We start from the raw sequence: 24,754 nt of genomic DNA, 5'->3' as shown, positions 1-24,754 counted from the left end.
ATGATCCCCTCGAGAAACTCCCAGGCCCTCGCGCCGCGCGGTGTCACGCTGCTCGAGCTGATGGTGGGCACGGTGACGACCACCATCATCCTGGCCGCGGTGGCCGTGTCCTTCGCGGGCGTCCAGGGCTCCTACCAGACCGAGTCGCGCATCAAGGTGGCGGTGGAGGGGGTGCGCACGGCGACGCAGTTCGTCGAGCAGCGGGTGCGTCTGGCGGGTTACGGCATCGATCCGCGCTTCGCGTTCGACTTCAACCCCGGGGGGCTGCCCGGGGAGACCAAGTCCAACCACACCCTCGTGTTCGCCCACGGCGCGCCCAAGTCCGTCACCGATGACCTGGCCTTCCGCTACCGGGACGCGGCCTACCTGCGCCGGGGGCAGTTCCTGGGGGCGGCCGGCGTCCAGTTGGAGCCGGGCTCCTCGTTCGGAGTGGATCTGGCCAAGGGCCAGCGCCTCCTCGTCTCGTGCAACAACGGCAAGAAGTACCTGGTGCTGAAGGTCAACGCGGGGGGAGTGGCCAGCAACGCGGGCGCCTCCGCCAACTTCACGGTGGACACGAAGCTGTCCTCCACCACCCAGGACGACACGTGCCTGGCCAAGGTGGGGGAGCTGGACGCCCCCTACATCATGCTGCTGCACGAGGTGCGCCTGCGCATCATGGACCTGGGGGGCCGTCCGTTCCTCATGGCCTTCCAGGGCCTGGATGAGCTGAACATGGACACCGCCGTCCCGCTGGCCGCGGACGTGGAGTCCTTCCAGGTGGCCTACCTCATGAACCGGCCGCCGCAGGAGGGACCCAACGCGGAGCTCCCGCCGGTGGACGTCGCCTCCGACGAGCCCAACTGGATCCTCGGGGACGTGAACAGCGCGGACTCGAATCGCCACCCGCCGCAGCGCGATCCGCTCCAGCCGGAGCCCAAGTACAGCGATCCCTACGATGCCGCCATCCGCTACGCCAACCACCCGGCCAACATCCGCGCGGTGCGCGTGGCCATCTCGGTGCGCTCGGCGACGGCCGAGCCCAACGGGCGCCGGGGCTTCGTGCGGGAGGACCTGGAGGACTCCGGGGAGTTTTCGCTGCCGGATGGCTACTACCGGACCAACATGACCACGACCGTGCGCGTGCCGAACCTGCTGTCGCGCTCCGGTTTCAACCCGCCGGTGGGGGCTCTCCACCCCTCCGGTTCCAACGTGTGGGGAGGCTGACCATCATGCAGCTCAGGACGAGGGCTCCCCGCGGCAACGCCCTGATGTTGACCCTCATCGCCATCGCCGTGCTGATGGTTCTGGTGGGGGGCGCCATCCAGTTCACCAACTACAACCGCGAGGCCACCGTCGAGAAGCTGCGCGGTGACAAGGTGGGCGCCTGCGCGGACGCGGCGCGCCGCCATCTGCTCTCGCGCCTGAAGCTGTTCCGGGCCACCACGGAGCTGCAGGTGCTCGACACCCGCCTCATCGATGATCCGGATCCGAGCGCGCGCTCGAAGATGAAGACGGGTCACTACGGCTCGGATGACGCCGTGAACACGGTGGTGGCCGTCAACGCGGTGGCCATGGGCGAGGCGACGAAGCAGGCCCGTGACATCGCCAATACCGTGACCGACTCTGGCGGCACCCTGGGCGGCAAGTACTACCGCGTGGTGGTCAAGTGCCAGGAGAGCGGTGGTCGCGAGTCCGAAGTCGAATTCCTCTTCCGTTACGGCCTGTGAGGAAAGGCGCCATGTTCCGCAAGTTGACGCTCAGCCTCGTTGCCATCCTGGTGGTGCTGCTCCGGGCGGACACCGCGTCCGCCATTGATCAAGCGGCCTGCTGCCTGCCCACCACGTCCCGTCTGGACGCGCTGATGAACCCGCCCAAGGGCAGCGACGAGAAGTTCTTCTCGCGCCCGGGGGGGCCTCCCAACATCCTCTTCGTCATCGACACGTCCAGCTCGATGCACTCGTGGCCGAAGACCTGGCCTGGCACCAGGGGCTGCTCGGACTCGTTCCTCAACGGGTTGGGGTACACCCACTCCGAGCAGTACCCCCGGCTGTGGACGGGCCTCAGCACCCAGTCCGACAACTGGTTCGCCAACGCCAGGTACTACGAGGCCCCGACCAAGGGGTACGGCGTCATCTTCGGCAACGCCCCGCAGAACACCAACACCTGGACGGACGTGAGCAGCGCGTGCTCGTCCATCTCGGGCATCAACGGCACGGACCAGAGCACGTGCCGCAGCTGCCTGGATACCCGGGGCTACTACATCCACGACAGCAGCACCCGGCGGGTGAAGGGCAACTTCCTCAACTTCTACGCGCCGCGTGACTCGGGTGCCGTGAAGGTGCTGGCGGACGTCATCCGCGACCTGCGCGAGGTGCGCTTCGGCGTGATGGGCTTCCAGACCCGCGCCGCCAGGACGTGCTGGGGCCCCAAGGAGGGCACCAGCAACCAGTGCCTCTGCATCCAGCAGCCCATGGGCCCCACCTGCGCCAAGTCCTATCCGTTGGACAGCAGCTCGGTGGAGAACAACCGCAACTCGGTCCTCAACGACCTGACCAACGTCAACACCAACAACAACAACGGCCTGGGTTGGGACGGCTGCAACACCCCGCTCGCCGACGCGCTCTACGCGGCCGGTTTCTACTTCCAGTCCAAGGGCTCGCCCACGCCCTACGCCACCTACCTGGGTGGCACTCCCCCGTCGAGCAGCAACTACTCCGCGACGGATGGGGTGTGCTTCGAGTGCGGCTTCAACGCCGTCATCATGCTGACGGATGGCGAGCCCTCCTCGGAGGGCAAGGTGGTCAAGATGCCGGCCGCCATCGCCAATGACACGACGACGCCCTGCGAGGGCTGCTCCACCAGCAACCTGCACAAGGTGGCGCGGATGCTGTGGGACAAGGATCTGCGCTTCGACATGAATGGCCAGCAGCGCGTGGCCACCTACACCATCGGCTTCTCCGAGGACGTGGAGGACAGCAAGCTGCTGCAGGAGACGGCGCGGTGGGGCGGCGGCAAGTTCTTCCCGGCCCGCAGCACCAGCGAGCTCAAGCGCGTCATGCTCGCCATCCTGGATGACATCAACACGCGCAACACCGCCTTCTCCTCCGCGGCCGTCAACACCCTGCAGACGCAGAGCGTGTCGGCCACGGCCATCATCCCGCGCATGATGCCGGCCAAGAACGGCGCCTGGACGGGCAAGCTCTACCGCTTCGAGCAGTTCAACGAGTTCGTCGAGGACATGGACAAGAACGGTGACGGGGACCGCGCCGATGTCCTGCTCGTGGACAAGGCGGGCTCGCTCGTCGCCGAGGACTCCGCGGTCGAGTACCGCAAGGTGGTGTCCACCACCGGCGGCACGCCCGTCTTCGGCGCCAAGGCCGAGGAGTTCTGGGAGGCCAACGCCAAGCTGCGGGAGATGGGCCACAAGAACCGCAAGATCTGGACGGTGACGGACAACAACGGCGGCGGCTCGAAGGACGGGCTGATGACGGAGAAGGACCAGGTGGTCGAGTTCTCCCTCGCCAACATGAGCAAGCTGCGCCAGTACCTGGCCGTGGGCGGCGCGCCCCTGTGCCCCACCGGCGTGCTCACCACCTACAAGCCGGGTCTCATCCTCGAGAAGATGAAGCTGACGGCCACGGTGGACCTCACGACGGCCGTGTCGATGATGACGAAGCAGGGGCTGGTGGGGATTCCGGCCAACCCGACGACGCAGGACGCGTATGATCTGCTGTGCGCGGCGCTCGTCATGCAGTACGTGCGCGGGCAGGATCTGTTCGACGAGGACTCCGACAACGACCGTGAGGAGACGCGCCTGTCCGTGCTGGGCGACATCTTCCACTCCTCGCCGGTGGTGGTGGATCCGCCGGTGGACAAGTTCCTGTGCGACATCGGCATCAGCAACCAGTGCGTGAGCACGCTCTTCGCCACCAAGGCTCGCACGGGCGTGGAGTCCACGGAGCTGGCCCGGTACTCGCAGGCCACCGCGTGCAACATCTCCACGCCGGTGCAGAAGGACGCCTACGACGCCTGGCACTTCGTCAACCGCAAGCGCGAGCGCCTCATCCTGGTGGGCGCCAATGACGGCATGCTGCACGCCTTCAGCGACGGCCAGGGCCAGGAGGACACCAACTGCGAGGTGACGTACCCCAGCACCTCGGCGGGCGGAGGCCAGGAGAGGTGGGCCTTCATCCCGGCGGATCTGCTGTCGCGGCTGCAGGACATGCTGCAGGGCCACGCCTACTACGTGGACGGCGACATCATGGTCCGCGACATCTGGGCGGACGACAACAACGACGGCAAGAAGCAGATGGAGGAGTACCACACGGTGGCCGTGGTGGCCGAGGGCCGGGGTGGCACGCACTACTTCGCGCTGGAGCTCCAGTGGGATGGAGCCGCCACGCTGGCCACCACCGCGAAGACGGCGCCGAGCTTCCGCTGGATGTTCCCGCAGCCGTGCACGGACGAGGCGCTGCGCTTCGGCAAGACGCTGATGAGCCTGAGCCCCAAGCCGCCGCCCATCGGTCCCGTGCTGCTGCAGTCCGCGACGGGCCTGTCGCGCCACGAGGACCCGAAGATTCTGAGCTCCGAGCGCTGGGTGGCGATGCTGTCGGGTGGCTGGTCTCCCGCCAACGAGAAGGGGCGTGGCATCTACATGGTGGACGTGTGGAACGGCACCGTGCCGGATCGCCGCGACAACCTGCTGTGGAAGTGGGAGTACTCGGAGCAGTTCAAGGACAAGACGGATGCGCGCAAGTACCTGACGTATGGCTTCGCGGCGCCCGTGGCGCTGGCGGACTACGGCTCCAACACCAAGGTGCGCTTCGACGGCTTCTTCGACACCGCGGTGGTGGGGGACCTGGGCGGCCAGCTGTGGACGCTGCGCTTCCACGAGGCGGGTGTGCGCGATGCCACCACGAAGCTCATCTCCAACTGGAGTGGTGCGCGCTCCTTCACCATGGACAGCAAGGGGGAGGGCGGAGGCGGTGAGGCGAGCATCCGCGGCCGCGCGCCCTTCTACTACCTGACGTCGCTGGCGATGCAGCCGGAGAACCGCGCCCTGCGCGCCTTCGTCGGCTCGGGCAACCGCTACCAGCTGCTGGACAATGGCGCCGGCACCTGCCGCTTTGACAACCCGCAGGCCTGCTCCAAGCTGGGGTGCGGCGACACGCTGTCCACCTACAAGATGGTGCGTGGCACGGACTATCAGCGGCTGGGCAACCAGTGGGCGGACCGCGCCTACACGTCGGCCCAATACCGGCCCTTCTCCTCGGAGTCGACGAGCACCTCCGATTTCTGCGGTGCGGTGGGTGATACGGACTTCATCACGGCCGAGTACGAGTCCCGCTACGCCAACTCCTGCCCGGCGCCCTCCGGCGGGAGCAAGGTGAACTACGAGTTCGCCCGCACCAAGGCGCTGTGCGGCCAGGACTCGGCGGGCACGTTCGACTGCCGGGTGAGTGTGCCGGGCAACACGCTGAACATGAACGACCTGGACCTGGGCTCGTCCTCCACCCCGAGCACGCTCGGCAAGAACCGCTTCTACGGCATCTGGGCCTATGGCGGCACGGCGGCGCGCATGTTCGACGAGAACTCCGCGAGCAGCTCGAAGAACAAGGCCTGGGACTACGATCAGCGGCGGCTGACCGACACCGGCACTGCCACCACCACCACGGGTGACCTGGTCAACGTGACGAACGTGGAGTGCGATGCCACGGGCAACTGCAAGTGCGCCGCGGGCAAGACGTGCCCGGCGAAGGTGCTGGCGAGCGCGGATGGCTACGGCTGGTTCTACGAGTACGACGGGCTGCCCCACAAGACGGCCAGCGGCGCGGCGGTGCTCTCCAGCTGCACCATGTGGAACTCCATGTACCCCGGCCCGTCCTCGGCCGGAGCCTGCGCCGGCTCCAACGCCAACCTGGCCCGGCTCTTCCAGGCGGACTTCGTCACGGGTGCGCCCAACTGCGCGGCGGGCTTCCTCAACGGCACCACCTTCGCGCGCTTCCAGAACCGCTCCGTGCTGGCGCCGCCTCCGGAGCCGGCCATGAGCATCCAGATCTCGAAGACGGGCCAGGTGGTCTACGGCGTCAACTTCTTCGAGCCTGGCAAGGCGCAGGCCACCGGCGTGCAGGTGTCGGGTGACCGGGACGTGCTGCAGTACATCTACGAGCTGCCGGTGTCGCAGTCGCTGCATGCCTGCCGGCACGACGCCAGTGGCGGCCAGGGCGCCTGCCTCCCCTCGGGCCTGTAGGCCGGAGCCGAGCCAGGTGTCCCACCGGGGCCCGTCCTCGCCGCGCGGCGATGGCGGGCCCCGCCGTTTGCGGGGGTGGAGGCCAGGGAGGCCAGGGAGGCCGGGCGGGCGGGCAGCTGGCAACTTCCCGTGCCGCGGGTGATGCCGTAGCCTTCGCTCCCCCATGTTCCGGCGCGGTCCGTTCGCCCTCTGCTTCCTCTTCCTCGGCTCCTGTCAGTGGACGTCTCCGTCCGCTCCGGCCGTTCCCGACGCGGGGGGTGCCCCGGTCGCCTCGGCGCCAGCGCCCGTGCCCGCGGCGGCCCCCGTGCCCGAGCCCCTTCCTCCGTGCCGCGCGAAGGGCGCCAGTCCCCTCAGCGCGGCGCTGGACTACCTCGACAGCGGCAAGTACCCGGAGGCCCTCTCGTGCGCGGCCCAGGCCTCGGCGCTGGAGCCGGACTCGGCCGCCGCCCACTCGGCGCGGGGCGAGGCGCTGGCCGCCCTCCAACGCACGGCCGAGGCCCAGGTGGCCTATGCCCGGGCCCTGGCGATCGATCCGGGCCAGCCGGACGCGCTGCTCGGCGCGGCGCACCTCTATGCCGTGCAACTGCCCTCCAACCGCGAGTACGACGAGCTGGGGGCCCTCTACGCCGAGCGCGGGCTCTCCCAGGCCGACGCGGCGCCGGAGTTGCTGCCCCGCTTCGCGCTGGTGGCCGCCATGGCGCTCAATGACCTGGGGCAGGCCGCCGAGGCCCTCCAGCGCGCCCAGCTCGTCCTGGCGCGCGAGCCGGACAACCGCGAGGCCGCCTACGAGAAGGCCCTGGCCCTCTTCGAGCTGTGCCGTTTCGCCGAGGCCCGGGCCGCCTTCGGCACGCTGCGGAATGATCCGCAGCGCGGGGCGCACGCGCACTACCACCTCGGGCTGCTGCTGGAGCGCGAGGGGAAGTGGAAGCAGGCGAAGGAGCACTTCGACAAGGCGCGGGCCCTCTCGCCGGAGGACTTCCCCGCGCCCCCCACGCCCACCGAGGCCGAGTTCCGCGAGGAGGTGGCCCGCGCGGTGGCGGCCCTGCCCGAGGACATGCGCAAGGACCTGACCGGGGTGCCGGTACGCGCCGAGGAGCTGCCCGCGGAGGAGGATCTGCTCTCCGGGGAGCCGCCCCTGTCTCCCGCCATCCTGGGCCTCTTCCGGGGCCCGCCGCTGAACGAGCCCTGTGACGGCTCGGAGACGCCCTGCCGCTCGGTGGCCCTCTACCGCCTCAACCTGGCCCGGGCGGTGCGCACCCGGGAGGAGCTGCGCGAGCAGATAAAGGTAACGCTGCTCCACGAAGTGGGGCACCTTCGGGGCGAGGACGATCAGGAACTGGCCGCTCGCGGCCTGGAGTGACACGAGACATGGCTCGCCCAACCCCCCCCACCGCCCGCGTGAGCCTCAAGGGGGCCAAGGCCCTGCGCAAGGGCCACCCCTGGCTGTACCGCACCGAGCTGTTGGAGCCGCCCCAGACGCAGGAGCGTGGCGCCGTGGTGCCGGTAGTGGACCCGCAGGGCAACCCCGTGGGCCAGGCCTTCTACGCGCAGCGCTCGCCGCTGGCGCTGCGGCTGCTCACCCGCAAGGGCCCCGCCGAGGAGAAGGTGGACGAGGCCTTCCTGCGCCACCGCCTGGAGCTGTCGCTCGCGAGGCGCGCGCCGCTGCGCCAGCGGGACGGCGTGCGCCTGGTGCACGGCGAGGCGGACCTGCTGCCCGGCCTCTTCGTGGACCGCTATGGGGCGGGCCTGTCGCTGCAGACGCTCTCCGAGGGCATGGACGTGCGCAAGGAGTGGGTGGCGCGCACGCTGGCGGAGCTCACCGGGGCCACGCACGTGGTGTGCCGGGACGATGCCTCGGGCCGTGACTTCGAGGGCCTCACGCGCGAGGTGAAGCTGCTGCACGGGCAGGGCGAGGCGCGCTTCAGCTACCACGAGGGGGAGAACCTCTTCGAGGTGGACCTGCTGGGGGACATGAAGACGGGGGCCTTCCTGGACCAGGTGGACAACCACGTGCGCGCGGGCGAGCTGGCCCGGGGCGAGGGGTTGGACCTGTTCAGCTACCACGGGGGCTTCGCGCTGGCGCTCAGCCGGAGCTGCGACTCGGTGCTGGCGGTGGAGCAGGACCCGAAGGCCTCCGAGCGGGCCCGGGCGAACGCCGCGCGCAATGGGCGCACCCACGTCACGGTGGAGAACGCCAACGCCTTCGACGTGCTGCGCCGCTTCTCCGAGTCCGGCCGCCGCTTCGACACGGTGGTGGTGGATCCTCCGGGGCTGGCCAAGCGCCGCGAGGGCCTGGCCACCGCGCTGCGCGCCTACCACGAGCTCAACCTGCGTGCCCTCAAGTGCCTGCGCCCCGAGGGCCTGCTCGTCACGTGCTCGTGCTCCGGCAAGCTGACGCGCGAGGCCTTCGAGGAGATGGTGCTCTCGGCCGCCTCGGACGCGAAGCGGCCCGTGCAGATTCTCGAGCGCCGGGGCGCGGGCCTGGACCACCCGGTACTGGGCGGCCTGCCGGAGACCGAGTACCTCAAGGCCTTCTTCGTCCGCGTGCTGCTGTAGCGCCCGGAGGGGCGTGGGTCAGATGCCCATCTCCTCGCGCAGCCGCTTCACCTGCTTGAAGTACTCGGTGCGGGGGAAGGGGACGTTGAGGATGTGGAAGTCCTTCTTGGAGAGGCCCACGCTGCCGAAGCAGTAGTTGCTGTCGGACATGTTGCGGCACAGCACCAGGTAGGCGCTGCTGGTGCAGTTCTCGCTCTGCACGCAGTAGGCGCAGTTGTGGCACTGCTTGCAGTCCACGCAGTGCGAGCAGTTGTTGCACAGCTCGCAGCGGGTGCAGTGGGTGCACTGGTAGCAGCTGTCGCAGTCGCGGCAGAACATGCAGTTGGCGCACCGCTCACAGCCCTCGCACGCGTAGGAGCCGGGGTTGCCCGGGTCCGCCGTGTACATCTTGGCGAGCCGCTGGTACTGCTCGAGGAACTCGCGCTTGCCCATGCGCCCGACTTCCTGGCGCGCCTGGGCCTCCCGCTCGAGCACCTCCGGTACGTTCACCCGCGACCCTTTGTCCTTCACCACGGAAGCTCCTTTCTCTTGGCGGTCCGTTCCGCCGGGGCCTGGTGCAACCGCGCCAGCCCCTCGAGGTCGATGTCCTGTGCCACCCGGCGCACCTCCACCGTGCCCGGGTATCCCCGGCTGCTCACCGCCACCACGTACCGGTTGCCCACCAGCAGGCTCGCCTCGGCCAGCGTGGTGGACGCGTCGTAGCGTACGAAGCCCACCGCCTCCTTGTCCTTCCAGAAGATGGGGGCGGTGGGATCATTCGTGGCCCGCTCCCTTCCCTCGTCCGCCGCCGCCCGGATGGCCTGCCCCAGCTTCATGCCCAGGGAGGTGTCCACGATGCGCACCTTCACTTCCCGCTCCTCACCGCGGGTGAAGCTGCGTTCCACCTCGCTGACGGACACCTCTCCGTACCTGCCGGTGGAGCCCCCCTCCTGGGAGCGCTGCAGGCCCTCCAGGTGCTCCGGGAGGAAGGCCCGCAGGTCCTCGAAGTGGGCGCAGGGGAAGGCCGCCGGGGTGTTGGCGGCCGGGCTGTCCGCGTCTCCCGGTGTCTTTTTTCCACCATCCGTGCAGGCCGCGCTCGCGACGAGCGCGAGGAGAAAGAGCCGCTGGAGAAAAGAATAGTCGCGCACGGGAGAATCAAAGGGTATCCCCGGGCCGCGCGCAATGGACCTCTCGAAGCTCAACCCCCCTCAGCGCGAAGCCGTGCTCACCACCGAGGGCCCCCTCCTGGTGTTGGCGGGCGCTGGCAGCGGCAAGACTCGCGTCATCACCCACCGCATCGTCCACCTGCTCGACAAGCGGCCGGGTGGCCTGCTGGCCCGCAACATCCTGGCGGTCACCTTCACCAACAAGGCCGCCACGGAGATGAAGGAGCGGCTGGTGCACATGGCGGGCCCCCGGGCCCAGAACGTGCTGGTGTGCACCTTCCATGCCTTCGGCGCGGAGATGCTCCGCGAGGACATCTACCGGCTGGGCTGGCCCAAGAAGTTCACCATCGCGGACCAGGGCGACCAGGCCGCCATCATCAAGCGGGCCATGCGCGAGCGGCGCATCGACGACCGCACCTTCGATGCCCGCAAGGTGCTCACCCTCATCTCCAAGGCGAAGAACGCCGGCAAGACGCCCGAGCCGCTCGGGGAGGGGATGGGGGACGACTATGATCTCATCGCCCACATGGTCTACGAGGCCTACCAGCTCGCGCTCAAGGCGCAGGGCTCGGTGGACTTCGATGACTTGCTGATCCTCCCCTCGCGGCTGCTGCGCGAGCACGAGGACCTGCGGCACAAGTACACCCAGCGCTTCCGCTACATCCTGGTGGACGAGTTCCAGGACACCAACCAGGCCCAGATCGATCTGTTGACGCTGCTGGCCAGCGGCGAGACGCGCAACGTGTGCGTGGTGGGGGACGACGACCAGTGCATCTACAGCTGGCGCGGCGCCGAGGTGCGCAACATCCTGAGCTTCGACTCGTACTTCGCCGGGGCCAAGGAGGTGCGGCTGGAGCAGAACTACCGCTCCACGCAGGTGGTGCTGGACGCGGCCAACGCGGTGATCGCCAAGAACCCCGAGCGCAAGGCCAAGAAGATGTGGTCCGAGCGCAAGGGGGGCGAGCGCATCAAGGTGGTGACGGCCCCCACCGAGGAGGAGGAGGCCCGGTACGTGGCCACGGAGATCTCCCGGCTGCTGGCCGGAGGGATTCCGGCGGATGAGATCGCCATCCTCTACCGGGTCAACGGCCAGGCGCGCCCCATCGAGGAGATGCTGCGCGAGAAGGGCATCCGCTACGAGGTGGTGTCGGGCAGCGAGTTCTTCGACCGGCGCGAGGTGAAGGACGTCATCGCGTACTTCAAGCTGATCGCCAACCCGCGGGACGAGACGGCGCTGCTGCGCATCATCAACGTGCCGGCGCGGGGCATTGGCGACGTCACCATGGAGCGGCTGGTGGCGCACGCGCGGCGCGACAGCGTGACGCTCTGGGGTGCCATGGAGCGCGCCGAGCGCTACGAGGACCTGCCCAAGGGCGCCGCCGAGAAGGTGAAGGACTTCCTCCAGCTGGTGGAGCGCTACCGGCAGAGCTACGAGACCGGCAAGCTGGCCGAGGTGACGCGCAAGCTGCTGGAGGAGATCGGCTACAAGGACGACGCGAAGTCGCTCACCACCTCGCAGGCCAGCGCGGACCGGAAGCTCAAGTCCATCGACCAGGTCATCAACTCCCTGGAGTCCTTCGAGAAGCGCGAGGGCCCGAAGGCCAGCCTGCTCACCTACCTCAACCGGCTCAGCCTCGACACCCGCCAGGAAGAGGAGGAGGTGCCCGGCGCCCACAAGGCCGTCACCCTGATGACCCTCCATGCCTCCAAGGGCCTGGAGTACCGGGTGGTCTTCTTCATCGGCATGGAGGAGGAGCTGATGCCCCACAAGGGCATGCAGGGCGAGGCGCAGAACCTCGAGGAGGAGCGCCGCCTCTGCTACGTGGGGATTACCCGCGCCAAGGAGCTCCTCTACCTGACGCGCTCCGCCATGCGGGTGAAGCGGGGCAAGGAGGTGCCGCGCACCCCCTCGCGCTTCCTGGAGGACATCCCCCCGGAGCTGGTGGAGGTGATGGACCTTGACGCACCGCGCAAGGGCCCTCCGACCGAGCAGGAGAAGAACTTCTTCGCCAGCCTGAAGGAGCGCTTCAAGGCGCCGGGGACGAGCGGGGGAGTGGCCCCTGGGAGCAAACCGGCCGTGGGGCCCCCGACAACCGGGGCACCCGCGGCGACGGGAACCCCGGGTGGGGCACGGTGAACGCAGTGCGACCTTGACTTGCCCCCCGCCCCCCTCTAAGACGGTCGGCCTTTCCGGGCCGGCTTGGAAGTTTACGGGCCAGACCCGTGGTTGCTACGGCTACAGGCGCTTCAGGCGCCAACCATGCTTTTGGAGTTCAAACAATGTCGCAGAGGACCTACAGCGCGAAGCAGGCGGATATCAAGCGCGAGTGGCACATCATCGACGTGAACGGCAAGGTGCTGGGCCGCGCGGCGAGCCAGATCGCCACGCTGCTCAAGGGCAAGCACAAGCCCACGTACACCCCGTCCATCGACACGGGTGACCACGTCATCGTCATCAACGCCGACAAGGTGAAGGTGACGGGGACGAAGGAGCAGGACAAGATGTACTACCGGCACCCCCGCGCCGGTTTCCCCGGTGCGCTGAAGAGCACCAACCTGGCCAAGCTGCGCGCCCGGCACCCCGAGGACATCATCCTCAACGCCGTGCGCCGCATGCTGCCGCGCAACGCCCTGGGCCGTCAGATGATGACGAAGCTCAAGGTGTACGCCGGTGACACCCACCCGCACGCCGCGCAGAAGCCCGCGACGCGCGAGGTCGAGGCGTAAGCGCTGTCCTACCTTCCCCACTTTCCGCACCCTATTTAGAGAAGAGACGACATGGCTACCGCCACCGAGAAGGGTTTCTATGGCACCGGCCGCCGCAAGGAGGCCACCGCGCGCGTGTGGATCCGCCCGGGCACTGGTGTTGTGATTGTCAACGGCCGCGACATCAACGTGTACTTCGGCCGCGAGACGTCCAAGATGATCCTGAACCAGCCGCTGGACGTGCTGGAGCAGAAGGGCAAGATCGACATCGAGGTCAACGTGCGCGGCGGCGGTCTGAGCGGCCAGGCCGGCGCCATCCGCCACGGTCTGTCCCGTGCGCTGTGCAACTACAACCCCGAGTTCCGTCCCGCGCTGAAGAAGGCCGGGTTCCTCACGCGTGATGCTCGCGCGGTGGAGCGCAAGAAGTACGGCCAGCCGGGCGCGCGTCGCCGGTTCCAGTTCTCCAAGCGCTAATCCGTTCTCACGCGGTCTCGCTGGAGTACACGCACGGCGGGGGTTCCTTCGGGAGCCTCCGCCGTGGTGCTTTGCGGGCCAGGGCAGGCGAGCGCGGCCGCGTCCAGGCCCCCTCGTCGGCACTGTTGGGCGTGCTACCATCGGCGCATCCATGGAACTCAACGAGATCCTCCAGATTGCGCTCCGCGGCGGTGCCTCCGACATCCACCTCAAGGCGGGCCTGCCGCCCATGTTCCGTGTCGACGGCTCGCTCGTCCCGCTGAAGGACGGCAAGCGGCTGCCTCCCGAGGAGGTGGCGCGCATGGTCTTCGGCATCATGAACGAGTTCCAGAAGGAGAAGTTCAAGCAGAGCAACGAGGTGGACCTGGCCTACGGCGTGCCCGGGCTCGGCCGCTTCCGCGTCAACGTCTTCCAGCAGCGCGGCACCATCGGCGCGGTGATGCGCGTCATCCCCACCAAGGTGATGGCCATCAAGGAGCTGATGCTCCCGCCCATCCTGGAGAAGATCTGCCTGGACGAGCGCGGCCTCATCCTCGTCACCGGCACCACGGGCTCGGGTAAGTCCACCACGCTCGCGGCGATGATCGATCACATCAACGCCACCGAGACGAACCACATCATGACGATCGAGGATCCGATCGAGTTCCTCATCCGTGACAAGCGCTCCATCGTGAACCAGCGCGAGGTGGGCGTGGACACGATGTCCTTCGCCCAGGCGCTCAAGAGCGCGCTGCGGCAGGATCCGGACGTCATCCTCGTGGGCGAAATGCGTGACCACGAGACCATTGAGACGGCGCTCGCGGCGGCGGAGACGGGCCACCTGGTGATGTCCACGCTGCACACGCTGGACGCCACGGAGACCATCAACCGCATCGTCTCGGCCTTCCCGCCGTACCAGCAGAAGCAGGTGCGCATCCAGCTGGCGAGCGTGCTCAAGGCCGTGGTGAGCCAGCGTCTGATTCCGCGCGCGGACGGCAAGGGCCGCGTGGCCGCCGTGGAGGTGCTGCGCTGCACCGCCCGCGTGAAGGAGCTCATCGAGGACAAGGACCGGACGAAGGAGATTCCGGACGCCATCTCGCAGGGCTTCGACACGTACGGGATGCAGACCTTCGACCAGTCGCTGATGTCGCTGGTGAAGCAGGGGCTCGTCACCTACGAGGAGGCCCACCGGCAGGCCACCAACCCGGACGACTTCGCGCTGCGCTTCTCCGGCATCAGCGCCACCTCGGACTCGAAGTGGGACAACTTCGATGGGGGTGGCCCCAAGCCGGTGCCGGGCTCGGCGAGCTTCGGGCAGAACCAGCAGCCCGCGCCCGCCGCGACGCCGGCTCCGCGTGCGGCCCCCTCTGCCGCCGCGCCCCGTCCGGCGGGTCCGGCCTCCGTGCCCCGTCCGGGCGTGCCCGCCGCTCCCGCCGCCGCGTCCCGCCCGGGGGTTCCGGCCGTGGGGGCTCGTCCCGCGGCTGCGGCGCCCGCTCCCGCGGCTCCGAAGGCTCCCGCGGCCGACGACGACTTCCAGATCGAGCGCTTCTAGTCCCGCCGCAATCCTTGCGGCCCCAGGTGCCGTCCCCGCACCTCTTGCAGGCCCCCGGGTGAGGGCCGCGAGAGGGGCGGGAGAGGCCGTGGGTGGAACGTCGTTTGCTCTTCGTCTGGCCTGGAGCCCCGAGCCGGACGGAGAGACCGACGATGAAACCCGAGCCCCCCGTGGTGCGCAGCCAATGGTGGCACCTCCCGCTGTTCGTGGTGCTGCTGGCGCTGGGCTACCAGCTGCTGGACCACTCGGAGCGTGCCTCCCTGTCGTACACCGAGTTCCGCGAGGCCCTGACGGCGGGGAAGGTGAAGGAGGTGACGGTCTCGCCCGAGCGCGTCAGCGGCCTGCTGGCGCCCGAGCAGCCCGGAGGTGAGCCGAAGCCCTTCGCCGCCATCCGGGTGGAGGATCCGGACCTGCTGCGCGAGCTGGTGGCGCACCAGGTGAAGGTGACGGGGACGGTGCCGGGCAATCCGTGGGTCCAGGTGGGCCTCTGGGTGCTGCCGCTGGGGCTCGTGTTGCTGATGATTCGCATGCAGTCCCCGGCGGGCGGGGGGGGCGGTGGCTACCTGTCGGTGGGGCACAGCAAGGCGAAGGTGTACGTGGAGCAGTCCATCCCCGTGCGCTTCTCCGACGTGGCGGGCGTGGACGAGGCCCGGGCGGAGCTGCAGGAGGTCATCGAGTTCCTGCGCGCCCCGGAGCGGTTCACCCGGATGGGGGGCAAGATTCCCAACGGGATTCTGCTGGTGGGGCCTCCGGGCACGGGCAAGACGCTGCTGGCGAAGGCGGTGGCGGGCGAGGCCAACGTGCCGTTCTTCAGCCTGAGCGGCTCGGAGTTCGTGGAGATGTTCGTGGGCATTGGCGCCGCGCGGGTGCGCGACCTGTTCGCCCAGGCCCGGCAGAAGGCGCCGTGCATCATCTTCATCGACGAGCTGGATGCGCTGGGCAAGGTGCGCGGCTCGGGGCCCAACGCGCACGAGGAGCGCGAGCAGACGCTCAATCAGCTCCTGGTGGAGCTGGACGGGTTCGATCCGCGAGCAGGTGTCATCCTGATGGCGGCGACGAACCGGGCGGAGATTTTGGATCCGGCGCTGTTGCGCGCGGGGCGGTTCGATCGGCACGTGCTGGTGGATCGGCCGGACAGGGCGGGGCGGCTGGCCATCCTGAAGGTGCACGCGCGCAAGATGCCGCTGGAGAACGAGAAGGACCTGGAGTTCGTGGCGGCGATGACGGTGGGGGCGGTGGGCGCGGACCTGGCCAACATCCTCAACGAGGCGGTGCTGCTGGCGGTGCGCCGGCAGAAGGAGCAGGTGGGGCGCGCCGAGCTGGAGGATGCGGTGGAGCGGGTGGTGGCCGGTCCGGAGCGGCGGACCCGCGTGCTGTCCTCCGCGGAGCGCGAGCGCGTGGCCCACCACGAGATGGGGCATGCCCTGGCGGGCTCGTTGCTCGCGGCGGGGCAGTCGGTGAAGAAGATCTCGATCATCCCCCGGGGAATCGGGGCACTGGGGTACACGCTGCAGCTGCCCACCGAGGACCGCTACCTGATGACACGCAGCGAGCTGGAGTCTCGCATCGCCGTGCTGCTGGGAGGCCGGGTGGCCGAGGAGCTGATGTACGGGGAGGTGTCGACGGGAGCGCAGGATGACCTGCTGAAGGCCACGGACATCGCCCGGAGCATGGTGAAGGGATACGGCATGAGTGATTCGCTGGGTCCGGTGACGTTCGATCTGGAGCGCCGCTCGCCGCTTCACGACGCGGGCCTGCCGGAGCCACGCGGCGACTACAGCGAGGAGCTGGCGCGGCGTATCGACCAGGAGATTCGAGGCATTTTGGATTCGCAGCACGCGCGGGTGACGCGGGTGCTCAGCGAGCACATCGAGCTGCTCCGGGCGGGGGCGGCGCAGTTGCTCGCCCGGGAGGTGATGTCGGGCGAGGAACTGGCCGCGCTGGTGGCCTTAGGGGAGGAGACGACCCCCGGACCCGTGAGGGATGCCGCGTAACACTCCCCACTGTCCTCACTTTCCCCTCTCCCTCCGGGAGAGGGTCAGGGTGAGGGTATCTGTCCCCGTGTTCCAACCCGTGAGGCGCGGGTAGGGGATCCAACCCGCGTCCACCCGATACCCTCACCCCGTCCCTCTCCCGAGGGGAGAGGGGAAATGGGGGGAGATTGGGCGCACTGGGGAACGCTACGCCTCCTCGTCGCCAATCTGCGACCGCAGCCGGGAGAGCCGCTGGGTGCCGACGAGACCCTCCTTGGCCAGCAGCTGGAGGAAGTCCACGGTGGCGCGCAGTCCGGCCTCCATCTCGGCCTCGGGCTTGTCGGCGATCTCGGACTCGTAGAGCGCCTCCATGTGCTCGGGGTTGATGGGGGTGGGGCCCTCGCCCCAGGCGATGTTCACCAGGGCCCGCGAGATGTGCGCGCGCACGGTGCGCTCCGCCTCGTCCCGCGCCCCCTTCTCGAAGCTCAGGATGAGGGCATCCACCTGCTCACGGGTCAGCGCCGCCAGGGACGGCACCTCGCCGAGTGCCTCCTGGACGAACGAGCTGTCGAACGCCTCCACCTCCTCCTCGTAGCCGAAGGCCTCCTCCAGGAGGATGGCGGCGATGAAGGCATCCGTCTCGTCATCGGTGGCGCCCTCGGCCTTGAGGGACTCCCGGGCCTTCTGGGTGGCATCCTTGAGCGCGGCGTCCTCGGCGATGGCGCGGGTGGCGGCATAGGCGGCCAGGAAGACGACCGCTGCCTCGGCGTCCGAGGACAGGTGGCGCTTGCCCTTGCCTCCCATCAGCTCGTTGCGCTTGTCGGGGTGGGCGGTGGCGGTCTGGGCGAAGAGCCGCTCCTCGGGCCCGAGCGGCTCTCCGTTCTTCTCCTTCTCGAGCGTCTCACGGGCGGCTTCGGGGCTGAGATAGCGGGCAATCAGGGGGTGCATGCCGCGCCTGTTACCACATGCTAGAGAGCAGGCGATGGACTCCGACGCGGTCACCCCCGAGGAAGTCAAACGTGCGACGGACGCGTGCCTGCGGCTGTTGGCCGTGCGGGCCCGCAGCCGGCACGAGTTGCTGACGGCCCTCGAGCGCAAGGGCTTCTCCGAGCCGGTGCGCGAAGCGGCGCTGGAGCAGGTGGTGGGGTGGGGCTACCTCGATGACGAGCGCTTCGCCCGGGACCGGGCGGCGGTGCTGCTCCAGCGGGGCAGATATGGCCCCCAGGCGGTGCAGCAGCGGCTCGAGGCGCACGGGCTGAGCCGCGAGGCGGCGAGCGAGGCGGTGGCGGAGGCCCGTGGCGCGGTGGAGTTCGACGCGGAGGCCACGGCGCGCCAGGTGCTGGCGCAGCGGGGCCTGTCCGGCCGGCAACTGGGGCCCAAGGAGCATGCCCGGGCCGGCCGGCTCCTGTTCAGCCGGGGCTTCTCCGAGGACGTCATCCAGCGGGTACTCGGTGACGCGGCGCTGGAACCTTCGGGTCCGGACGATTAGCTTGCTTCCCTACCCATGCGTCTCCTTCGAGCTGCCTGCCTGACTGTCCTCCTGTGTACCGCCGCCGGTTGCGCGGCCCTCTCCTCCGGCCAGGCCGGGGATCCGGACTACGCCGCGGATGCCGCCACCAACCTCCAACTGGGCGACGAGGCCCTGGAGCGGAAGGACTTCCTCCAGGCCGAGCGGTACTACGAGCACGTCCGGACCAAGTACCCCTACCTCGAGGTGGCCAACGAGGCCGAGCTGAAGCTGGCGGACCTCGCCTACGCCCAGGAGACGTACCCGGAGGCGCGCGAGAAGTACCAGTCCTTCATCAAGCTCCACCCCACGCATCCCAAGGTGGACTACGCCGCGTACCGCTCGGCCCTCTCCCACTACGCGGACATCCCCTCGGATCTCTTCATCCTGCCTCCCTCGACGGAGAAGGATCAGACGGAGATCCGCGCGGCGCTCGTCTCGCTGAATGACTTCGTCCGCCAGTACCCCAACTCGCAGTACGTCCCCGAGGCCAGGAAGAACATCGAGGACACGCGCCGCCGGCTGGCCGAGCACGAGCTGTACGTGGCCTCCTTCTACGCCAGGCGCGAGCGCTGGAAGGCCGTGGTGCAGCGGCTGGAGGGGCTGTTGAAGAACTACCCGGGCACTTCGGTCGAGGACAAGGCCCTGTTCGATCTGCACGAGGCCTACGTGAAGCTCAACGAGCCCGAGCAGGCGAAGCAGACGCTGCAGCGGGTCATCGAGCGCCTGCCGGGGACGCCCGCAGCCGAGCGGGCCCGGAGGATGATGGGCTCGTGAGGAGCGCCGAGGACTGGAGCCGGCTGGGCGGGGTGCTCATCACCGTACTGGCCGCCGCGGCCGTGGCGGTGCTCCTGGTTCCCCGGCTCCTGGGCGTGGCCGCCGGGCCCGAGGCGGACATCATCACCGCCCTGAAGAGCACCGAGCGGGACGGGCTGTCGCTGACGCTGCCCGGGGTGGAGGAGCCGCTCCGGTCCCAGAAGCATCACTTCGCGCGCATCACCGTCAACGTGGAGCCCGGGGGCGAGCGCGCCGTGGCCTGGGCGACCCTGGACTTCGACGGTCTGCTGGGCAGCACGGCCATCAGCTCCCTGGGCGTGGAGCGGGTTCCCTTCGTCCGCCGCGAGGGGGAGTGGGTGCCGGAGACCCTGGCCGCGCCCCGGCTGGCGGCGGTGGTCCGGGCGTTGGAGTCCCGGCGCCGGGCGCTGGAGGCGGGAGACCGCCGGGCCCTGGCGGCCCTGCTCGCACCGGGCCTGGAGTCGTCCACGGGGGGAGGGGAGGCGGAGCTGGAGCGGGTGATGGAGCTCCAGAAGCGCCGCTACCGGGCGGAGACGTGGTGGCTGCGGCTGGAGCGGGACGAGGCGGTGGCCACCGAGACGTGGCGCCTGGAGGGACAGACGCCTTCACGGCCCGTGGACGAGAGGGGCCAGCGCCGGTTCTCGCTCATTCGCCACGAAGAGGAATTCTTGTTTTCGTCCGGTCTCATGTAGGCTAGGCGCCGTTCGCAGCAAGGCTCAGCCGGGTGGGACGGACGAGGCAGTGGGCGGGAGGCTGAAGGCCATGGCCACACTCATCATCGAGGTCGTAGCACCGTGAGCACTCCGAGCGGATCGCCGGCGAAGACGTACGCGCTCAAGTTCATCTCCGGCAAGTACCAGGGTGGTGAGTTCCCGCTGAAGGCGGAGAAGCAGATCGTCATCGGCCGCTCGAGCGAGCTGGACATGGTGCTCGTCGAGGACATGGTGTCGCGCAAGCACGCGCGCATCGTGGTCAACGGCGCCGGGCAGATCTCCATCGAGGACCTGGGCTCGACGAACGGCACCTTCGTCAACGGCGAGAAGGTCAAGCAGGCCACGCTCAAGGAGGGGGACCGCATCCTCATCGGCACCTCCATCCTGAAGCTGATCCTCCAGGGCGTGGGCGCGGGCGAGGTCGACGAGGTGGTGGCCAAGCAGCGCCTGGAGGAAGTGGCGGTGCAGGCGGCGCGCACCTCGACGAAGGCCTCGTCCATGACGGGGAAGATCGAGGAGATTCCGCTGCCGGACCTGCTGCAGCTCTTCCACACGTCCAAGAAGAACGGCGTGCTGGCGGTCAGCAACGATCACGAGGGGAAGATCTACCTGCGCCAGGGCCGCGTGTACTACGCGGTCATCGACGACAACCACAACCTCGGCCCGCAGAAGAGCTTCAACCGCATCGTCACCTGGGAGCAGGGTGACTTCGAGCTGCGTCCGGCCGATCCCCAGGAGTTCATGGTGGAGCTGGACTCGTCCACCGAGGCGCTGCTGATGGACGCGCTGAGGCAGCTGGACGAGTACAAGCGCATCCAGAAGGATCTGCCGTCCATGGCCACGCAGCTGTCGCTGTCCAAGCCGATGACGGCGCCGCTGCGCGAGCTGACGCCGGAGCTGCTGGACGTGCTGCAGCAGGTGCACAACTACGGCTCGCTGGGTGGGGTGCTGGACCACTCGGAGCAGGACGACGTGCAGGCGGCCGAGGCGGTGTTGCAGCTCATCAAGCGCGACTACGTGCGCGCCAGTTAAGAGGCCTACCGTGTCCGAAGAGCAGAAGCCGCGCCGGCTCACCGAGCTGGCGAATTGCGCGGGTTGAGCGGCGAAAATCCGTCCCGCGGATCTGGCGCAGGTCCTGCGCCAACTGAAGACTTCGAAGGATACGAGGGCGCTGGTGGGCTTCAACACCAACGATGACGCGGCCGTGTATCGAGTGGCGCCCGGGCTGGCGCTGGTGAGCACGGTGGACTTCTTCCCGCCGGTGGTGGACGACCCGTTCCAGTTCGGGGCCATCGCCGCGGCGAACGCGCTGTCGGACATCTACGCCATGGGGGCCAGACCCCTGTTCGCGCTCAACCTGGTGGGCTTCCCGAAGGACAGGCCCATGGAGGAGCTGTCGCGGATTCTCGCGGGCGGCCAGGCGAAGGCGGACGAGGCGGGCATCCCCATCCTGGGCGGGCACTCCATCCAGGACCCCGAGCCGAAGTATGGGCTGGCGGTGACGGGCCAGGTGCACCCGAAGAAGGTGCTGACGAACGCCGGGGCGAAGCCGGGCGACGTGCTGATGCTGACCAAGCCCCTGGGCTCGGGCATCGCGACCACGGCCATCAAGCGCGGCGTGGCGTCCAAGGAGCTGACGAAGCGCGTGGTGGCGCTGATGTCGGAGCTCAACAAGAAGTCGGGTGAGGTCTTCGCCTCGGGTCGGTTCAAGGTGAACGCCCTCACGGACGTGACGGGCTACGGCCTGCTGGGGCACCTGCTGGAGATGATGACGGGGGCCAAGGCGAAGGCCTTCCTGGACCTGGAGCGCATCCCCATCCTCTCGGAGGTGCCGGCGCTGGCGCAGCAGGGTGTGGTGCCGGGCGGGACGAAGTCCAACCTCGCCCACGTGGGCAAGAAGGTGCGCTTCCCCAAGGGTCTGCCCGAGGACATCCAGTGGGTGCTCGCCGACGCGCAGACGAACGGCGGCCTGCTGGCCTCGGTGCCCGCGAAGGACGTGCCCAAGGCCTACCGGGCGCTGGAGAAGGCCGGTGTGGACGTGGCCCTCATCGGCGAGGTGGGCGAGGGCCGCCCCGGCATCGAAGTCGTCGGCTGAAGGCCGTACCGCCGGCCGCTGGCGCTCCACCGGGCGCGCCTCTACGATCGGCTCCGGCCATGACACTCCGCCTCCCCCCCCTCGTCGGCGTGCTCGTCCTGCTGTGCCTGCCTTCCTCCTCCCGTGCGGCCGAGCGCCCCGCGCGCATCGTGGTGGACCCGGGCCACGGTGGAGACCAGGAGGGGGCCACCAGCCCCACGGGCCTGCTCGAGAAGGACGTGTCGCTCCAGGTGGCGAAGCGGGTGAGGGATCATCTGGAGGAGATCGGCGCGCAGGTGCTGATGACGCGGGAGGAGGACCAGTCGCTGCCCCTGCCCGAGCGGGTGGAGTTCGCCAACAAGCAGCGGCCGGACCTCTTCGTGTCCATCCACTGCAACGCGATGCCCACCCGGCGCACGCGCGCGCGCGTCCAGGGCATCGAGACGTACTTCCTCTCGGCCAGCGCCTCCAACGCCACGGCCCGGGCGGCCGCGGACCGTGAGAACGCCGAGGCCCCGGCGTCGCGGGGCGGACGGGGTGACTCCACGCTGGCCTTCATCCTCCATGACCTCGCGCGCACCGAGGCGCACCAGGACTCCTCGCGCCTGGCGTACGCCATCCACCAGAAGCTCATCTCGGCCACGGGGGGGGCGGACCGGGGGGTGCTGCAGGCGCCCTTCTACGTGCTCAACGGTGTCGAGGCCCCGGCCGTCCTCGTGGAGATTGGCTACATCTCGCACCCGGACGAGGGGAGCCGGCTGGCCCGCGCCGAGTACCAGGAGCGGCTCGCCACCGCCATCACCGAGGGCGTGAAGGCCTTCCTGGCCGAGGTGCGCCGGCGCGATTCGCCCAAGCCCGCGAAGGTGGCGGCTCCCGCGACTCCCTGACAGAGGAGCGCACTCGCGACGGACAGCGGGGTGGCTCGTCTGCTAGAGAGGCGCCCCATTTCCCTTGCCGAGGAGCCTTCCCATGCGGTCCTTCAACCGTGGGGCGCTGGACATGCGCCCCGTTACCCTCACCCCTGGTATCACCCGTCACGCCGAGGGCTCCACCCAGGTGGAGTTCGGCGATACCCGCGTGCTCGTCACCTGCTCGGTGGAGGAGAAGGTGCCGCCCCACCTGATGGGCAAGGGCTCCGGCTGGGTGACGGCCGAGTACGGCATGCTCCCGCGCTCCACGCACACCCGCACGCAGCGTGAGGCCGCCAAGGGCAAGCAGACCGGGCGCACGCTGGAGATTCAGCGGCTCATCGGCCGCTCCATGCGCGCCGCGGTGGACCTGCCGGGCCTGGGCGTGCGCACCTTCACCCTGGACTGTGACGTCCTCCAGGCCGATGGCGGCACCCGCACGGCCTCCATCACCGGCGCCTACGTGGCCCTGGTGCTCGCGATGCGCAAGCTGCACAAGGCCGGAGTGATGCCGCGCATGCCCAAGCTCACCCCCATCGCCGCGGTGTCCGTGGGCGTGGTGAAGGGCGAGGTGCGGGTGGACCTCGACTACGACGAGGACTCCACCGCCGACGTGGACCTGAACCTGGTGGCCACCGGCGACGGCCGCATCGTCGAGGTGCAGGGCACCGCCGAGCACCAGCTCTTCGACCGCAAGACGATGGACGCCATGCTGGACGCGGGCCTGGCCGCCATCCGCCAGCTCACCGAGGCCCAGCAGAAGGTGCTCGGCGCATGAAGCCCCGGCTGCTCTTCGCCACGGGCAACCAGGGCAAGCTGCGCGAGCTGCGCGGCCTCGTGGGGGACGCCGTGGAGGTGGTCTCCCTCAAGGACCTGCCGCCCATCCCCGAGCCCGAGGAGACCGGCGCCACCTTCGAGGAGAACGCCGAGCTCAAGGCCCGCGCCTACTCCGCGGCCAGCGGCCTGCCGGCGCTGGCGGACGACTCGGGGCTGTGCGTGGACGCACTGGGAGGCCGTCCCGGCGTGCACTCCGCGCGTTATGCCGAGGGCGACGACAAGGCGCGCTACCAGAAGCTGCTCGCCGAGCTGTCGGGCGTGCCGGACGACCAGCGCACCGCTGCCTTCGTGTGCGCGCTCTGCCTGGTGCAGCCGGGGGGAGGGCCCGCCGTCTTCGAGCTGGGCCGCTGCGAGGGCCGCATCGGTCACGAGCCCCGGGGCTCCCACGGCTTCGGCTACGATCCGGTCTTCCTCCTGCCGGGCGGCAAGACGATGGCGGAGCTGACGGCCGAGGAGAAGGCGGCCCTCTCGCACCGGGGTGTCGCCTTCCAGAGGATGCTGCCGCATCTCCGGGCGATGGTGGGCGGGCAGCCTGTTGGGGGGTGAGCAGGCGTCAGGTACGTTTGCCTTGCGCGTCCGTTCCGGATGGTTCAACAATGTTGAACTTCATCGGGGCGTAGCGCAGCCTGGTAGCGCACCTGCCTTGGGCGCAGGGGGTCGGAGGTTCAAATCCTCTCGCCCCGATACAGCGGTACCGCGGTAACGGAGTGGATTGCGTGCCAGTAGCTCAGCTGGATAGAGCATCGGCCTTCTAAGCCGAGGGTCGTGGGTTCGAGTCCCGCCTGGCGCGAGCTTTCAAGGGGCTGGAATCGTTGGGGAGTCTCCCCGCTGGTTCCAGCCCCTTCTTGTTGTCGCGCGGGCCCTTGCAGCATGGATGCCGCATGTTGATGGTCACCAGGAAGCGCTGATTCCTGTTCATGGGACGCCGGGCGTCAGCGCACTATCACGCCCGGCAATGTGACATTCCCGCAGGGGGCCAAACCGTGGGAGCCTGTGAAGCAAGGCCGCAAGCACCGTGTCGTTTCGCCCTTCAGCCCCGGTGCCGCTCGGCCACGCGGTAGAGCCAGGTGAGGGAGCAGTCCAGGAGCGACTGCCGCGAGCGCATGTAGTTGCGGGCCCGGACGAAGGGAAGCCACACGCGGTTGCCCACGAGGACCTGGGCCTCCTCGAGCTTCTGGCGCGGAATCCACCGGCCGCCCAGGTTGCGCACCAGCACCTCCCCCAGGTACGCGCCAATGGCGGGCACCGCGTGCTCGTCGATGGCTTCGCGCAGGCGGCTCTTCGGGAATTCCTCCTTCCAGAA

At 69.1% G+C, this 24,754-nt stretch carries 21 protein-coding genes, 2 tRNA genes and 1 pseudogene; 20 read left to right on the top strand and 4 right to left on the bottom strand.

Features of this window, described 5'->3' with window-relative positions:
- The 5 genes from VFZ09_RS45110 (at nt 1) to VFZ09_RS45090 (ending at nt 8,788) form a co-directional block, all read left to right on the top strand.
- Nucleotides 1-1,206 carry a prepilin-type cleavage/methylation domain-containing protein gene (locus VFZ09_RS45110; RefSeq protein ID WP_329734029.1) on the top strand — a complete coding sequence of 402 codons (1,206 nt, stop codon included), beginning with the start codon at nt 1-3 and terminating at the stop codon, nt 1,204-1,206.
- A gap of 5 nt (nt 1,207-1,211) precedes the next feature.
- Entirely contained in the window at nt 1,212-1,709 is a 498-nt protein-coding gene (locus VFZ09_RS45105) for a hypothetical protein (protein ID WP_329734028.1), read from the top strand.
- A gap of 11 nt (nt 1,710-1,720) precedes the next feature.
- Entirely contained in the window at nt 1,721-6,232 is a 4,512-nt protein-coding gene (locus VFZ09_RS45100) for a PilC/PilY family type IV pilus protein (RefSeq protein ID WP_329734027.1), read from the top strand.
- Between the two features lie 163 nt (nt 6,233-6,395).
- Nucleotides 6,396-7,592 carry a metallopeptidase family protein gene (locus VFZ09_RS45095; RefSeq protein ID WP_329734026.1) on the top strand — a complete coding sequence of 399 codons (1,197 nt, stop codon included), beginning with the start codon at nt 6,396-6,398 and terminating at the stop codon, nt 7,590-7,592.
- 8 nt (nt 7,593-7,600) lie between these two features.
- Nucleotides 7,601-8,788, top strand: a complete 1,188-nt coding sequence (locus VFZ09_RS45090) for a class I SAM-dependent rRNA methyltransferase (protein WP_329734025.1) — start codon at nt 7,601-7,603, stop codon at nt 8,786-8,788.
- 18 nt (nt 8,789-8,806) lie between these two features.
- Here VFZ09_RS45090 and VFZ09_RS45085 read toward each other — a convergent pair whose 3' ends face one another.
- Together VFZ09_RS45085 and VFZ09_RS45080 are read right to left on the bottom strand one after the other, a co-directional pair.
- Entirely contained in the window at nt 8,807-9,301 is a 495-nt protein-coding gene (locus VFZ09_RS45085) for a caib/baif family protein (protein ID WP_329734024.1), read from the bottom strand.
- Complete coding sequence (locus tag VFZ09_RS45080; protein WP_329734023.1) at nt 9,295-9,915, bottom strand: hypothetical protein; 621 nt, start codon at nt 9,913-9,915, stop codon at nt 9,295-9,297. Before VFZ09_RS45080 ends, VFZ09_RS45085 begins: the two co-directional genes overlap by 7 nt.
- 34 nt (nt 9,916-9,949) lie before the next feature.
- On the opposite strand from VFZ09_RS45080, the gene VFZ09_RS45075 reads away from it, so the two are divergent.
- The 5 genes from VFZ09_RS45075 to ftsH all read left to right on the top strand — a co-directional run bounded on the left by VFZ09_RS45075 (nt 9,950) and on the right by ftsH (nt 16,638).
- Entirely contained in the window at nt 9,950-12,070 is a 2,121-nt protein-coding gene (locus VFZ09_RS45075; protein WP_329734022.1) for an ATP-dependent helicase, read from the top strand.
- 143 nt (nt 12,071-12,213) lie between these two features.
- The gene (rplM, locus tag VFZ09_RS45070) at nt 12,214-12,660 is read left to right on the top strand and encodes a 50S ribosomal protein L13 (RefSeq protein WP_329734021.1); all 447 of its coding nucleotides are present in this window, start codon (nt 12,214-12,216) and stop codon (nt 12,658-12,660) included.
- 51 nt (nt 12,661-12,711) lie between these two features.
- Nucleotides 12,712-13,113 (top strand): 30S ribosomal protein S9, encoded by a 402-nt coding sequence (rpsI, locus tag VFZ09_RS45065; protein WP_047856232.1) that lies wholly within the window; start codon nt 12,712-12,714, stop codon nt 13,111-13,113.
- A 151-nt stretch (nt 13,114-13,264) separates the two neighbouring features.
- Nucleotides 13,265-14,644 carry a type IV pilus twitching motility protein PilT gene (locus tag VFZ09_RS45060; protein WP_329734020.1) on the top strand — a complete coding sequence of 460 codons (1,380 nt, stop codon included), beginning with the start codon at nt 13,265-13,267 and terminating at the stop codon, nt 14,642-14,644.
- A 152-nt stretch (nt 14,645-14,796) separates the two neighbouring features.
- Nucleotides 14,797-16,638: an ATP-dependent zinc metalloprotease FtsH gene (ftsH, locus tag VFZ09_RS45055; protein WP_329734019.1), complete on the top strand. Its 1,842-nt coding sequence runs from the start codon at nt 14,797-14,799 to the stop codon at nt 16,636-16,638.
- A 186-nt stretch (nt 16,639-16,824) separates the two neighbouring features.
- Here the strand turns inward: ftsH and VFZ09_RS45050 are convergent, their stop codons facing one another.
- Nucleotides 16,825-17,565: a hypothetical protein gene (locus tag VFZ09_RS45050; protein ID WP_329734018.1), complete on the bottom strand. Its 741-nt coding sequence runs from the start codon at nt 17,563-17,565 to the stop codon at nt 16,825-16,827.
- A gap of 34 nt (nt 17,566-17,599) precedes the next feature.
- Between VFZ09_RS45050 and VFZ09_RS45045 the strand changes: the two genes are divergently transcribed.
- The 10 genes from VFZ09_RS45045 (at nt 17,600) to VFZ09_RS45000 (ending at nt 24,241) form a co-directional block, all read left to right on the top strand.
- On the top strand, nt 17,600-18,106 hold the full coding sequence (locus VFZ09_RS45045) for a regulatory protein RecX (RefSeq protein ID WP_329734017.1): 507 nt from the start codon (nt 17,600-17,602) through the stop codon (nt 18,104-18,106).
- 15 nt (nt 18,107-18,121) lie between these two features.
- Nucleotides 18,122-18,901 (top strand): outer membrane protein assembly factor BamD, encoded by a 780-nt coding sequence (locus VFZ09_RS45040; protein WP_329734016.1) that lies wholly within the window; start codon nt 18,122-18,124, stop codon nt 18,899-18,901.
- Nucleotides 18,898-19,611, top strand: coding sequence for a hypothetical protein (locus VFZ09_RS45035; protein ID WP_329734015.1), 714 nt, complete (start codon nt 18,898-18,900; stop codon nt 19,609-19,611). The genes VFZ09_RS45040 and VFZ09_RS45035 overlap by 4 nt, the downstream gene beginning before the upstream one ends.
- 102 nt (nt 19,612-19,713) lie before the next feature.
- A complete protein-coding gene (locus tag VFZ09_RS45030) occupies nt 19,714-20,664 on the top strand; it encodes a DUF4388 domain-containing protein (RefSeq protein WP_329734014.1) in 951 nt (316 codons plus the stop codon).
- 10 nt (nt 20,665-20,674) lie between these two features.
- Complete coding sequence (gene selD / locus VFZ09_RS45025) at nt 20,675-21,727, top strand: selenide, water dikinase SelD (protein ID WP_329734013.1); 1,053 nt, start codon at nt 20,675-20,677, stop codon at nt 21,725-21,727.
- A 59-nt stretch (nt 21,728-21,786) separates the two neighbouring features.
- On the top strand, nt 21,787-22,593 hold the full coding sequence (locus VFZ09_RS45020) for an N-acetylmuramoyl-L-alanine amidase (protein WP_329734012.1): 807 nt from the start codon (nt 21,787-21,789) through the stop codon (nt 22,591-22,593).
- Nucleotides 22,594-22,675: 82 nt separating this feature from the next.
- The gene (gene rph, locus VFZ09_RS45015; protein WP_329734011.1) at nt 22,676-23,392 is read left to right on the top strand and encodes a ribonuclease PH; all 717 of its coding nucleotides are present in this window, start codon (nt 22,676-22,678) and stop codon (nt 23,390-23,392) included.
- The gene (gene rdgB / locus VFZ09_RS45010; RefSeq protein ID WP_329734010.1) at nt 23,389-23,997 is read left to right on the top strand and encodes an RdgB/HAM1 family non-canonical purine NTP pyrophosphatase; all 609 of its coding nucleotides are present in this window, start codon (nt 23,389-23,391) and stop codon (nt 23,995-23,997) included. Before rph ends, rdgB begins: the two co-directional genes overlap by 4 nt.
- Before the next feature lie 64 nt (nt 23,998-24,061).
- Nucleotides 24,062-24,135 (top strand) — tRNA-Pro (locus VFZ09_RS45005).
- Nucleotides 24,136-24,167: 32 nt separating this feature from the next.
- Nucleotides 24,168-24,241: transfer RNA gene (locus VFZ09_RS45000), tRNA-Arg, on the top strand.
- A 240-nt stretch (nt 24,242-24,481) separates the two neighbouring features.
- Here VFZ09_RS45000 and VFZ09_RS44995 read toward each other — a convergent pair.
- Nucleotides 24,482-24,754: pseudogene (locus VFZ09_RS44995) on the bottom strand (hypothetical protein); the annotation flags it as partial.

Source organism: Archangium sp. (assembly GCF_036277355.1).
Lineage (GTDB): Bacteria > Myxococcota > Myxococcia > Myxococcales > Myxococcaceae > Archangium.
This window is presented reverse-complemented; position numbering and strand designations above follow the sequence as displayed.